Origin of the sequence: Kribbella deserti (assembly GCF_042434725.1) — a bacterium.
Taxonomy (GTDB): Bacteria; Actinomycetota; Actinomycetes; order Propionibacteriales; family Kribbellaceae; genus Kribbella; species Kribbella deserti.
The window spans coordinates 38,367-49,963 of the sequence record NZ_JBHLTC010000001.1; the positions used below are offsets into that span (position 1 = coordinate 38,367).

Here is an 11,597-nt window from a genome sequence, read left to right on the forward strand (position 1 = left end):
GAGGAGAACCAATGGCAACGATCGAACTGCTGGGAGTTCCGTCCAGCGCCGGGGCGCACTGGCCCGGACAGGAGAAGGCGCCGGCCGCACTCCGCCAGGCGGGTCTCGGTACGGCGCTGCGTGAGGCCGGGGTGGATTTCCTGGACGCGGGGGATGCGCCCGTGAGCCGCTGGCAGCCCGTGCGCGAGGCCGATGGCCTGTCGAACGCCTCGACCGTGGTCGCCGTCGCGCGGCGTACGGCGGAACGGGTTGGAGCCACGCTCGCCGAGGGCCGTCTTCCGGTCGTACTCGGTGGGGACTGCTCGATCACGGTAGGCGCGATGGCAGGGCTGAGTACGGTTGAACCGGAGCCGGGGCTGGTCTACTTCGACGGCGGGTTCGACCTCGGTACGCCGGCGACCACGCCTGGCGGTATCGCGGACTCGATGGGCCTCGCGCATCTGCTGGGTGAGCCTGGTTGCCATCAGCCGCTGGCCTCGGTCGGGCCCACGATGGCGGTGGACGCGGTCCTCGGCTTTGGGGTCAACGACTCGGGCGAGCTGAGCGATCAGCGCGGGTTGCGCCATTTCGCCTCGGCGGACGTACGGCGTACCGGGGTGGCGATGGCGAAAGAGGCGCGGGAGTTGATGGAGGCGCGGGGCCGGCGGTTCCTGGTCCACTTCGACGTGGACGTGATCGACTTCTTCGATCTGCCGATCGCGGATGTGCCGGTGCATGTGGACGATCACACCGGGCTGCGGTTCGCCCTGACGATGGACTGCCTGGACGTGTTCCTGGCGAGTCCGGCGCTGGGCGGGCTGGTCGTCACCGAGCTTAATCCGGATCACGCCGTGCCGGCCGATATCGCCGCGTTCGCCGCCCGGCTGGCGCGCAGCCTGACGCGGACGCGCACCTGAGCGGGTCGAATTCGGCCGGGAAATGCCGTAGGGCCCGGCGGTGAGGCCGGGCCCTACGGATGAAGCTGAAGCTTCAGATGCTGCTGAAAATCAGAGCGGGCGAACGTTCTCCGCCTGCGGGCCCTTGGGGCCCTGGGCGAGGTCGAACTCGACCTTCTGGTTCTCGTCCAGCGAGCGGTAACCGTCGGTCAGGATCGCCGAGTGGTGAACGAAGACGTCAGCGCCGCCGCCCTCCTGCGAAATGAAGCCGAAGCCCTTTTCCGAGTTGAACCACTTCACGGTTCCGTTAGCCATGTGAATCTCCTTCGTGGGTACTAGGGGCCGGCGAAATTACCGACACCCCGGTCACTGCCGGGTGAGCCCTCCCACGTCGGAACAAGTCCAGTCATGAGAAAACGCCCAGCGGATCACAATCCGCGGGCGTTCGAAAGCAACGTTCGTGGAACTGCAAAACAGCGAGCAACCTGGGTCAAACCCTAGCACGGAGCAGGCCAAGTGTTCGAGCACCCACCGTGAGCCACGCGGCGGCGAGTCCCACGTAGAGCAATCCGGCGGCGGCGCCGAGCAGCGTGGAGCCGGTCGCGACGGCCAGTCCGGAGGTCCCCGTGACCACCGTTCCGACCGGGAACGTGAACGACCACCAGGTCAACGTGAAGGGCAGCCCCTCGGTCCGCGCGACGCGCAGCGTGAGGGCGCTCGCGAGGGCCAGCCACAGCACCGCGAAACCCCACATCGGCAGCCCGTACAAAAGACCGGACACGCGCAAGATCTGGCCGTCGGATTCGCCCACGATCGCCGGTGCGGCCTGGCCGAGATTGTGCGCCGCGGTGATCGACTGGCCGATCGGGCCGAGCACGATGAAAAGGGCCGGAACGGCGGCCGCGGCACCTACGCCGTGCAGGATCAATTTGGTCCAGATCATGGCTATGACCAGCAAACTTGCCAGCAAAGTCAGGCCGAACATGGCGTAGCAGCAGACCAGCAAAGACAGCCGCCATTGCCCGGCCGGAAGGTGTGGCAGGAACAGCGGACCGGTCGCCGCGCTGACCATTGGCGGTACCACCGGCATGAGCCAGCCACCGAACGCCGCGTCCGGTTTCATCCGGTGCTTGGTGATTGCTTTGTACGGCACCACGACCGCCGTGAAGAGGCCCAGCGCCGTACCGGCCAGCCAGAGAACGGCGGCCAGCGCGAGGGCCGCCGGAACGCCGATCAGGTCTTTGCCGAGCAGTAGCGCGCCCGCCCCGACCGTCATCAAAGCCATCGCCGGCGCGCCATAGAAGTTGGCCATCACCGGGTGCTCGAGATGGCCTCGGGCGACCACCGGATTGCGGGCCCAGTGCAGGCTGGTGGCGGTCAAGAGTGTGGCGAGGATCACTACGTCCAGCAGCCAGATGCCCTTCGCAACGACCAGCAGGCCCGGCACCTGGAAGGGCAGGCTCGCCGCGGCGTTCGCGACGATGCCCGTGCCCATCGCGGCGGCGAACCAGTTGGGGCCGACATTGCTGAACCAGGGGGAGGTGCTGGTGGTCGTGGTGGGCCGATCGAGCATTACCGCGGTCATAGTTCGAGGGTGGTTGCCCAGGGCACGCTCCGGTAGCGGGCGCGAACCTGTGTGCTCACAAGCCCTGCCTGTGACCGAGGTAGAGTCACAAGGTGTCCCTGAGTCCGCGCATGCCCGATCTGTCGTCGCTCGAACTGCTGGTGGACACCGCCCGGGAAGGCAGCATCGGCGCGGCGGCCCGGCTGCACGGCATCTCCCAGCAAGCCGCTTCCGAGCGTCTGCGGGCGGTTGAGGCCCAGGTCGGCAGCACGTTGCTTCAGCGCACTCCGCGCGGCTCGCGCCTCACCCGGTCCGGCACGGTCCTGGTCGAGTGGGCCGCCAAGCTGCTCGATCACGCGCACGAGCTCGACAACGCCATCGCCACCCTGCGCGATGACCAGGCGGGCCAGCTGACGATCGCCGCGAGCATGACGATCGCCGAACACCTCCTGCCACGCTGGCTGGTACAGCTTCGCCAGGGCAGTACGCCGCCCACGATCAACCTGACCGCGACCAACAGCGAGCACGTCGCGGAGGCGGTCCGGTCCGGTGCCGCCTCGGTCGGCTTCGTCGAAGGGCCTTCCGCCCCCAAGGGCCTCCGCAGCCGCTCGGTCGGCGCCGACGAACTCGTCCTGGTGGTCGATCCGAGCCACGCCTGGTCCCGCCGTCGTACGCCGATCAGCGCGGCCGAGATCGCCTCGACGCCGTTGAGCGCCCGCGAGCACGGTTCGGGTACACGTCAGGTGCTCGAACTGGCCCTTGCCGCGCACGGCCTGGAGTTGGTGGAGCCTGCAGTAGTACTGACCACCTCAACCGCCGTGCGGGAGGCAGTGCGGGCTGGGAGCGCCCCCGCCATCCTCAGCCGGTACGCCGTGGAGTCCGACCTCACGACGGGTCGACTCGTGGAGGTGCCGATGGCCGGGCTGGACCTCACCCGGACGCTCCGAGCCGTCTGGGCCGGATCGGCCACTCCACCGGCCGGGCCCGTCCGGAACCTGCTTGCGATCGCCATCCGGCCGTAGGCCTCTCCTCCTTTAGTAGGAGTTCACGCCAACCGAACCGGCCCTTGCGGCGTCGACGTACGTGCAGGTTTTCACAGGTCACCCCGGAGCGGGTCCGTCATGAGCGACGACGAAGAGTCGATCGACGACGTGATCCGCTTTTCGTTGTGGCGGGAGGCGGAGTTCGGGGAACAGCCGAGGCACGGGCTCGAGGAGATCCAGGCACGCCTCCGCGCTGAGGCGTGCGAACCGGCTGAGCCGCCCGTACGGCCGTGGTTGCGGACGACGATCGGCGCTGCCGTGATCGGTACGGCGGCCACGATCGGGTTGTTCACGATCCTGCCGGACGCGTTCCAGCCGAAACCGGGTCCCGAATCGGCCGCGGAGTCCACCGGACCAGCCGCGGAGTCGGCCGGGCCCGCGGTCGCGGGGAAATCAGCATCCCAGGCGGATCCGACGGTGGTGAAGCCGGCGGGACGGCAATTCCCGCTCTACTGGCTCGGATATCAGCCTGGCGAAAAGGAGCCGAGGCTGTACCGCACGGTCGAGACGTTCACCGGGCTCACCGCGGTTCACGCGGTACGGCGACTGACCGAGCGGGCGCCGGATCCGGACTACTTCTCCGGTTGGGCCGGCGCTCGGGTCAATTCCGTCAGCGAGATCAACGGCGTGATCGTGGTGGATTTCGAGAGCTTGCCGAAGGTGGTCCAGGACGCCGCGTTGGCCGACGCCGCGATCCAGCAGTTGGTGCACACCGTGCACGGCGCCTTCGCCGAGCCTTTGCCGGTTCGCATCACGGTCGGGGGTAAGGCGTTCGTGGCGGTACCGGCTGTCGCCGAGGCGAAGCCGGTACCGGTGGGGAAGCTTGTCGCGCCGATCTGGATCACCAGTCCGGCGCAGGGCGCGAGTACGTCGACGGCGGTCAAGATCACGGGTCTTGCGATCACCTTCGAGGGCAACGTCAGCTACCGGATCCGGAACACCCGCACCGGCAAGGTGGTCGCCCGGAACGCCGTCACCGTGCACTCCGGCGACAACCCGGCCGAGCAGCGGCCGTTCGTCATCAGTGCCCGGCTACCGCCCGGCTCGTATGAGGTGGAGTGCGTGGAGTACTCAGCTCTCGACGGCCGCCTCACCACCCGCGACACCAAGTCCTTCACCGTTCGCTGAATGCTGCATGGGGTGGTGATCCTTGTCCGCCGTACTTTTCACCGTCGTGGGCGGCGCGCCTGATCCCATCACGGGATCACTGCTGCTGTGGGCACCTTTCTCGACGTGACCCGCGAACCTGCGGATGAACCCGCCGTCGGCCGTCACGCTGACGTCGTACCAGCCGTAGGAGGGTTGACCGGGATCGGACAGCGGCCTACTGTATCCCGTATACCAAGTCCCTCTGGGAGGCGGACCTATGTCGCTGCGTTTTGCCGTCAATTGCTCGATCTTGTTCACTGAGCTGCCCCTGTACGAGAGACCAGCCGCCGCGCGGGCTGCCGGGTTCGAGGAGGTCGAGTTCTGGTGGCCGTTCGCCTCGGCGGTGCCGGAGGACGGCGAGGTCGACCGGTTCGTCACCGCGCTCGCCGATGCCGGCGTACGGCTGATCGGCCTCAACTTCGCCGCCGGCGACATGGCTGCCGGTGATCGAGGCCTGGTCTCCTGGCCGGCCCGATCCCTGGAGTTCCGCGACAACCTCGCGGCCGTGCTCGGTATCGCCGAGATGACCGGATGTAGGGCATTCAACGCGCTGTACGGCAACCGCCTTGACGGCGTACATCCAGCAGCCCAAGACGAAATCGCGATCGAGAATCTGGCCCTCGCGGCCGCGGCGCTGCGTTCCATCGACGGCACCGTGCTGGTCGAACCACTCAGCGGCGCGGACCGCTATCCACTGCTGACCGCGGCGGATGTCGTCGACGTCATCACGAACGTCGAGCGGACCGGGGTCACCAACCTGGCACTGCTCGCCGATCTTTACCACCTGACCGTCAACGGGGATGACGTCGGCAAGGTGATCAGCACGTACGGCGACCGCATCGCGCACGTACAACTCGCGGACGCACCCGGGCGCAACGAACCCGGCTCCGGCACGGTCCCGTTCGACCAGCACCTCAACGAACTCGCCGCCGCCGGATATCGCGGCCGGATCGCCCTGGAATACAAACCGAGCACGGCGTCGACCCTGGCCAGCCTCACCTGGCTCCGCTGACCCCGGCGGACCGAAGACCCTGCTACTCGCTGCACCTGAGACACCCCTAGGAGCACGCCCATGCCCCGAATGACAGCGGCCCGCGCCGCGGTGGAGATCCTCCGCCGCGAGGGCATCACCCACATGTTCGGCCTGCCCGGCGCGGCCATCAACCCGTTCTACTCGGCGATGCGGGACCAGGGCGAGCTCACGCACGTGCTCGCCCGGCACGTCGAAGGCGCCTCGCACATGGCCGAGGGATACACCCGCGCCAAGGCGGGCAACCTCGGCGTCTGCATCGGTACGTCCGGCCCGGCCGGTACCGACATGATCACCGGCCTCTACTCGGCGTCGGCCGATTCCATTCCGATTCTCTGCATCACCGGCCAGGCCCCGGTGGCAAAGCTGCACAAGGAGGACTTCCAGGCGGTCGATATCCAGGCGATCGCGGCGCCTGTGACCAAGTGGGCCGTCACCGTGATGGAGGCTGCGCAAGTTCCGGGCACGTTCCAGAAGGCCTTTCAGATCATGCGATCCGGCCGCTCCGGCCCGGTGCTGGTTGATCTGCCGCTCGACGTACAGCTCACGGAGATCGAGTTCGACCCGGAGCTGTACGAGCCGTTGCCGCTGGCAACACCGCGCGCGTCCCGGGCCCAGGTCGAACAGGTACTGCGCATGCTGGCGGCGGCTGATCGGCCGTTGATCGTGGCGGGTGGTGGCGTGATCAACGCCGACGGCGCGGACCTGCTGGTGGAGTTCGCCGAGCTGACCGGGATTCCGGTGGTTCCGACGCTGATGGGCTGGGGGACCATTCCGGACGACCACCCGCTGATGGCCGGCATGGTCGGACTGCAGACCTCCCAGCGGTACGGCAACGCCACGTTGCTCGAGTCCGACCTCGTGCTGGGCATCGGGAATCGCTGGGCGAACCGGCATACCGGCGGCCTCGACACCTATACAAAAGGCCGGACCTTCATTCATATCGACATCGAGCCGACGCAGATCGGCCGGGTGTTCGCGCCCGACCTCGGCGTGGTGTCCGACGCGAAGGCCGCGCTGGAGGGATTGCTCGACGTCGCGAAGGACCAGCAGTTGCCGGACCGCTCCCGCTGGGCCGGCGAATGCGCCGAGCGCAAGCGGACCCTGCAGCGCCGTACGGACTTCGCCAATGTGCCGATCAAGCCGCAACGGGTCTACCAGGAGATGAACGCGGTCTTCGGCCCCGAGACGCGGTACGTGTCGACGATCGGGTTGTCCCAGATCCAGGCGGCGCAGATGTTGCACGTGTACAAGCCGCGGCACTGGATCAACGCGGGCCAGGCCGGTCCGCTGGGCTGGACCGCGCCCGCCGCGCTGGGAGTGGCGGTAGCCGATCCGGGCGCGACGGTGGTTGCCTTGTCCGGCGACTACGACTTCCAGTTCCTGATCGAGGAGCTCGCGGTTGGTGCGCAGTTCAAGATTCCCTACATCCACGTCGTGGTGAACAACGCCTACCTCGGGTTGATCCGGCAGGCGCAGCGCATGTTCGACATGGACTTCTGCGTACAACTTGCCTTTGACAACATCAACAGCGCGGAGGTCGGCGGCTACGGCGTCGATCACGTGAAGGTCGCGGAAGGTCTTGGCTGTAAGGCGTTACGCGTGTTCGAGCCGGACGGAATCCAGCCCGCGCTGGAAGAGGCGCGCAAGCTGATGATGGAGTTCGAGGTACCGGTGGTGGTCGAGGTCATTCTCGAACGCGTCACGAACGTGTCGATGGGCACGGAGATCGACAACGTCATCGAGTTCGAGGAAGTGTAGGGGTGACCGGCATGAGAGTCGCGGTTCTGGGTGCGGGCGCGATCGGCGCCTATGTCGGAGCGGCCCTGCACCGGGGTGGTACGGACGTCCACCTGATTGCCCGAGGCCCCCATCTCGACGCGATCCGGGCGAACGGCGTGAAGGTGCTTTCGCCCCGCGGCGACTTCGTCGCGATGACCCCGGCAACGGACGATCCGGCCGAGGTCGGCCCGGTGGACTACGTCTTCCTGGGCCTGAAGGCCAACTCGTACGCGTCGTGCGGGCCGTTGATCGAGCCGTTGCTGCACGCCACCACCACGGTAGTCGCCGCGCAGAACGGAATTCCCTGGTGGTACTTCCACGGACTCAAGGGCCCGTACGAAGGCCGCCGGATCGAATCGGTCGACCCGGACGGCGAGGTGACCCGGGTACTACCGCTGGAACGGGCCGTCGGTTGCGTCGTCTACTGCTCGACCGAGATCGAAGGGCCCGGGCTGATCCGCCACCTGGAAGGCACCCGCTTCTCGATCGGTGAGCCCGACGGTACGACGTCCGACCGGTGCCTCGAGTTCAGCGCGGCGATGGTCGCGGGTGGACTGAAGTGCCCGGTCGAAACGGATATCCGCAACGACATCTGGATCAAGCTGCTCGGCAATGCCGCGTTCAACCCGATCAGCGCGCTGGCCCGGGCCACGATGGTGGAGATCGCGAGACACCACGGCACGCGGGCGACCGTACGCCTGATGATGGAGGAAACGCTGGCCATCGCGGCCGCGGTCGGCTGTCACCCGGCCATCTCGGTCGACAAGCGCCTCGACGGCGCCCAGCGGGTAGGCGCGCACAAAACGTCCATGCTCCAGGACCTGGAGAAGGACAAACCCCTCGAACTGGACGTCATCCTTGCCGCCGTAGTCGAACTGGCCGACCTCACCAACACCCCCGCCCCCACCCTCAAAGCCGTCCACGCCGTAACCGACCTCCTGAGCACCAAAGTAGGCACCGCCTAAACCTCAACGCAAAGGGCCGGCTGGTTCCCCTTGGGGAGCCAGCCGGCCCTTTTGTGGTGGTTAGGGCTTGGAGAGGGATTCGATTACTTGGAGGAGGGCGGAGTGGTCTTGGCCGCCGTACCCCTGGGCTCGGGCTGAGGCGACTAGTTGGGCTACTAGGCCGGTTACCGGGAGGGAGACGCCGGCGGCGCGGGCGGAGGTTAAGGCGATCCCCATGTCCTTGTGGTGGAGGTCGATGCGGAAGCCCGGGGCGAACTCCCGGGCCAGCATGGACGACGCCTTCCGGTTCAGGACGGTGTTGCCCGCCAGGCCGCCCGCGAGTACCTCTAGGCCTTTCGTACTGTCGACACCTGAGGCCTCCAGGAGCACGATCGCCTCGCTTACCAAGGCGATGATGCCTGCCACCATGAGCTGGTTGGCCGCTTTCACGGTCTGCCCGGAGCCGGCCGGACCAACGTGGACAACGGTCTTCCCGAGCAGCTCGAGCACGGGTCGAGCCGCCTCGAACACCTCCGGCGAACCACCCACCATGATCGACAGCGAGGCCTCGATCGCACCGGCCTCACCGCCGCTGACCGGCGCGTCGAGGGCACGTACGCCGCGGGCGGAAGCGGCCGCGGCCACCGCGATGGAGGTCTCGGGCGCGATGGAGCTCATGTCGATCAGCAGCTGGCCTTCGACGGCCGACTCGAGTACGCCGCCGGGGCCGAGGACCACCTCGGTGACCTGGGGTGAATCCGGCAGCATCGTGATGATCACCTCCGCGCCGGCGACGGCCTCGGCGATGGAGGGCGCGGGCTTTCCGCCGGCTTGGAGTAGGCGGTCCACCGAGGCGGGCACTACGTCGTACCCGGTGACGTCGTGACCCGCGCGCAGCAGGTTCGCCGCCATCGGGGATCCCATGATGCCGAGGCCGATGAATCCGATCTTTGTCATGGCGCGACCCCGCTCAGACCGGCTGGCGCTGCAGTGCCGCGCGCATCAGTCGCGCGGCCTCGGACGGGGTTTTGCCGACCTTGACGCCGACGGCCTCGAGGGCCTCCTGCTTGGCGACGGCCGTGCCCGATGAGCCCGAGATGATCGCGCCCGCGTGGCCCATGGTTTTGCCCTCGGGCGCGGTGAAGCCCGCGACGTAGCCGATGACGGGCTTGGTCACGTGCTTCGCGATGTACGCCGCGGCGCGTTCCTCCGCGTCACCACCGATCTCGCCGATCATCACGATGGCGTCGGTATCCGGATCGGCCTGGAAGGCCTCGAGGGCGTCGATGTGCGTCGTACCGATGATCGGGTCGCCGCCGATCCCGATGGCGGTGGAGAAGCCGAAGTCCCGCAGCTCGTACATCATCTGGTAGGTCAGCGTGCCCGATTTCGAGACCAGGCCGATCCGGCCTTCGCCGCAGATGTCCGCCGGGATGATGCCGGCGTTCGAACGACCGGGGCTGATCAGGCCGGGGGAGTTCGGCCCGATGATCCGGGTGGTGCCCGCTGCCTGGGCGTGTGCGAAGAAGGTGGCGGTGTCGTGCACCGGGACGCCCTCGGTGATCACGACCACCAGCGGGATACCAGCGTCGACCGCCTCGATCACCGCGCCCTTCACGAACCGCGGTGGGACGAAGACGACCGATACGTCCGCACCCGTTTCCGTCACCGCGTCCGCCACCGACCCGAAGACCGGGACCAGGCGGCTGCCGAACTCGACCGACTGGCCGGCCTTGCCGGGCGTCACGCCGCCGACGATATCGGTGCCGGAGGCAAGCATCCGGCTGGTGTGCTTCTGGCCTTCGGATCCGGTCATGCCCTGCACGATGACCCGGCTGTGCTCGGTCAGGAAGATCGCCATGTCGACACTCCTCTATTCGGCCGCGACAGACGCGGCATCGTCGGCCACGGCGAGCGCGGCGAGTTCGGCGGCGCGATCGGCCGCGCCGTCCATGGTTTCCACCAAGGTGACCAGCGGGTGGTTCGCCTCCTTCAGGATCTTCCGGCCGGCCTCGACGTTGTTGCCGTCCAGCCGGACAACAAGCGGCTTGTCGGCGTGATCGCCAAGCAGTTCGAGGGCCTGCACAATGCCGTTCGAAACGGCGTCGCACGCGGTGATCCCGCCGAAGACGTTCACGAAGACGCTGCGCACCTGCGGATCGCCGAGAATGATGCGCAGACCATTCGCCATCACCTCCGCCGAGGCACCGCCGCCGATGTCCAGGAAGTTCGCGGGCTTGACCCCACCGTGGCGCTCACCCGCGTACGCGACGACGTCGAGCGTGGACATGACCAGCCCAGCTCCGTTGCCGATGATGCCGACCTGGCCGTCCAGCTTCACGTAGTTGAGGCCCTTGGCCTTCGCCGCGACCTCCAGCGGATCGCCACTGGCCGTGTCCTCGAAAGCGCTGTGCCCGGGATGACGGAAGTCGGCGTTCTCGTCCAGGGTGACCTTGCCGTCGAGAGCGTCGAGCCGGCCGTCGGCCAGCCGCACCAGGGGGTTGACCTCGACCAGCGAGGCGTCCTCTTTGACGAACACGTCCCACAACCGCTGGATCACGTCAGCGGCCTCCGCCGGGAAGCCGGTCGCCGCGACGATCTCCAGGGCCTTCTCGTCGTCCACCCCGACCAGTGGATCGATCGGCACCTTGGCGACGGCGTCGGGATTGGTCCGGGCCACCTCCTCGATCTCCACGCCGCCCTCGGTGCTGGCGATGCACAGGTAGCCGCGGTTGGCCCGGTCGACCAGGAACGAGAAGTAGTACTCGTCGGCGATCTCGGCCGCGGGCGCGAGCAGCACCTGCCGCACGGTGTGACCCTTGATGTCCATGCCGAGGATCTCCTCCGCCCGGGCGGCCGCCTCGGCCGGGTCTGCGGCGAGCTTCACTCCGCCGGCCTTGCCGCGCCCGCCCGCTTTCACCTGCGCCTTCACGACCACCCGCCCGCCGAGCGCGGCAGCGGCTTCGGCGGCCAGGGCGGGGTCGTCGATCACCGTGCCGAGCGTGACCGGCACCTCGTGCGCGGCGAACAGTTCCTTGGCCTGGTACTCCATCAGATCCATCTGTGGTCCTTCCACGGTCGGGCCGTCAAAGCGTAGGTCGACTGTATGCTGTATACAGCGAGATGAACAAGAAGTCACCGCAATTCGCCTCTGGACAAGCTGGAGGTCAGGGGAGTACCAAGGCTTCATACGGTATGCAGTAGCCGAGG

General features: G+C 67.6%; 12 protein-coding genes. 6 read left to right on the forward strand and 6 right to left on the reverse strand.

Annotated features, from left to right (window positions below; genetic code table 11):
• Positions 1-11: 11 nt before the first annotated feature.
• On the forward strand, positions 12-896 hold the full coding sequence (locus ACFFGN_RS00165) for an arginase family protein (RefSeq protein WP_380043122.1): 885 nt from the start codon (positions 12-14) through the stop codon (positions 894-896).
• 90 nt (positions 897-986) lie between these two features.
• Here ACFFGN_RS00165 and ACFFGN_RS00170 read toward each other — a convergent pair whose 3' ends face one another.
• Positions 987-1,190: a cold-shock protein gene (locus ACFFGN_RS00170; protein WP_328996045.1), complete on the reverse strand. Its 204-nt coding sequence runs from the start codon at positions 1,188-1,190 to the stop codon at positions 987-989.
• Between the two features lie 175 nt (positions 1,191-1,365).
• Positions 1,366-2,460 carry a TDT family transporter gene (locus ACFFGN_RS00175; RefSeq protein ID WP_380043125.1) on the reverse strand — a complete coding sequence of 365 codons (1,095 nt, stop codon included), beginning with the start codon at positions 2,458-2,460 and terminating at the stop codon, positions 1,366-1,368.
• 92 nt (positions 2,461-2,552) lie between these two features.
• Here ACFFGN_RS00175 and ACFFGN_RS00180 point away from each other — a divergent pair, with 92 nt between their 5' ends.
• Complete coding sequence (locus tag ACFFGN_RS00180) at positions 2,553-3,461, forward strand: LysR family transcriptional regulator (RefSeq protein WP_380043126.1); 909 nt, start codon at positions 2,553-2,555, stop codon at positions 3,459-3,461.
• Positions 3,462-3,560: 99 nt separating this feature from the next.
• A complete protein-coding gene (locus ACFFGN_RS00185; protein ID WP_380043128.1) occupies positions 3,561-4,610 on the forward strand; it encodes a Gmad2 immunoglobulin-like domain-containing protein in 1,050 nt (349 codons plus the stop codon).
• Here the strand turns inward: ACFFGN_RS00185 and ACFFGN_RS00190 are convergent.
• The gene (locus ACFFGN_RS00190; protein ID WP_380043129.1) at positions 4,554-4,889 is read right to left on the reverse strand and encodes a phospholipase domain-containing protein; all 336 of its coding nucleotides are present in this window, start codon (positions 4,887-4,889) and stop codon (positions 4,554-4,556) included. The genes ACFFGN_RS00185 and ACFFGN_RS00190 overlap by 57 nt on opposite strands.
• On the opposite strand from ACFFGN_RS00190, the gene ACFFGN_RS00195 reads away from it, so the two are divergent.
• From ACFFGN_RS00195 to ACFFGN_RS00205, 3 genes are read left to right on the forward strand one after another with little or no spacing between them, the layout of a single operon-like run.
• Positions 4,849-5,643: a hydroxypyruvate isomerase family protein gene (locus tag ACFFGN_RS00195; RefSeq protein WP_380043131.1), complete on the forward strand. Its 795-nt coding sequence runs from the start codon at positions 4,849-4,851 to the stop codon at positions 5,641-5,643. The genes ACFFGN_RS00190 and ACFFGN_RS00195 overlap by 41 nt on opposite strands.
• A 60-nt stretch (positions 5,644-5,703) precedes the next feature.
• Positions 5,704-7,422 carry a glyoxylate carboligase gene (gene gcl / locus ACFFGN_RS00200; RefSeq protein WP_380043133.1) on the forward strand — a complete coding sequence of 573 codons (1,719 nt, stop codon included), beginning with the start codon at positions 5,704-5,706 and terminating at the stop codon, positions 7,420-7,422.
• Between the two features lie 11 nt (positions 7,423-7,433).
• Positions 7,434-8,408 carry a 2-dehydropantoate 2-reductase gene (locus ACFFGN_RS00205; protein WP_380043135.1) on the forward strand — a complete coding sequence of 325 codons (975 nt, stop codon included), beginning with the start codon at positions 7,434-7,436 and terminating at the stop codon, positions 8,406-8,408.
• Between the two features lie 60 nt (positions 8,409-8,468).
• Here ACFFGN_RS00205 and ACFFGN_RS00210 read toward each other — a convergent pair whose 3' ends face one another.
• Genes ACFFGN_RS00210 through sucC form a run of 3 tightly spaced genes read right to left on the reverse strand, consistent with a single transcriptional unit; the run spans position 8,469 to position 11,448 of the window.
• Complete coding sequence (locus ACFFGN_RS00210; RefSeq protein WP_380043137.1) at positions 8,469-9,344, reverse strand: 2-hydroxy-3-oxopropionate reductase; 876 nt, start codon at positions 9,342-9,344, stop codon at positions 8,469-8,471.
• A 13-nt stretch (positions 9,345-9,357) separates the two neighbouring features.
• Positions 9,358-10,248 (reverse strand): succinate--CoA ligase subunit alpha, encoded by an 891-nt coding sequence (sucD, locus tag ACFFGN_RS00215; protein WP_380043139.1) that lies wholly within the window; start codon positions 10,246-10,248, stop codon positions 9,358-9,360.
• A 12-nt stretch (positions 10,249-10,260) separates the two neighbouring features.
• Complete coding sequence (gene sucC, locus ACFFGN_RS00220) at positions 10,261-11,448, reverse strand: ADP-forming succinate--CoA ligase subunit beta (RefSeq protein WP_380043142.1); 1,188 nt, start codon at positions 11,446-11,448, stop codon at positions 10,261-10,263.
• Positions 11,449-11,597 lie beyond the last annotated feature (149 nt).

Excerpts from the sequence above, each read along its gene's own strand:
- ACFFGN_RS00165 (WP_380043122.1), top strand. The coding sequence starts at position 12 with ATGGCAACGATCGAACTGCTGGGAGTTCCGTCCAGCGCCGGGGCGCAC.
- ACFFGN_RS00170 (WP_328996045.1), bottom strand. The coding sequence starts at position 1,190 with ATGGCTAACGGAACCGTGAAGTGGTTCAACTCGGAAAAGGGCTTCGGC.
- ACFFGN_RS00175 (WP_380043125.1), bottom strand. The coding sequence starts at position 2,460 with ATGACCGCGGTAATGCTCGATCGGCCCACCACGACCACCAGCACCTCC.
- ACFFGN_RS00185 (WP_380043128.1), top strand. The coding sequence starts at position 3,561 with ATGAGCGACGACGAAGAGTCGATCGACGACGTGATCCGCTTTTCGTTG.
- ACFFGN_RS00195 (WP_380043131.1), top strand. The coding sequence starts at position 4,849 with ATGTCGCTGCGTTTTGCCGTCAATTGCTCGATCTTGTTCACTGAGCTG.
- gcl (WP_380043133.1), top strand. The coding sequence starts at position 5,704 with ATGCCCCGAATGACAGCGGCCCGCGCCGCGGTGGAGATCCTCCGCCGC.
- ACFFGN_RS00205 (WP_380043135.1), top strand. The coding sequence starts at position 7,434 with ATGAGAGTCGCGGTTCTGGGTGCGGGCGCGATCGGCGCCTATGTCGGA.
- ACFFGN_RS00210 (WP_380043137.1), bottom strand. The coding sequence starts at position 9,344 with ATGACAAAGATCGGATTCATCGGCCTCGGCATCATGGGATCCCCGATG.
- sucD (WP_380043139.1), bottom strand. The coding sequence starts at position 10,248 with ATGGCGATCTTCCTGACCGAGCACAGCCGGGTCATCGTGCAGGGCATG.
- sucC (WP_380043142.1), bottom strand. The coding sequence starts at position 11,448 with ATGGATCTGATGGAGTACCAGGCCAAGGAACTGTTCGCCGCGCACGAG.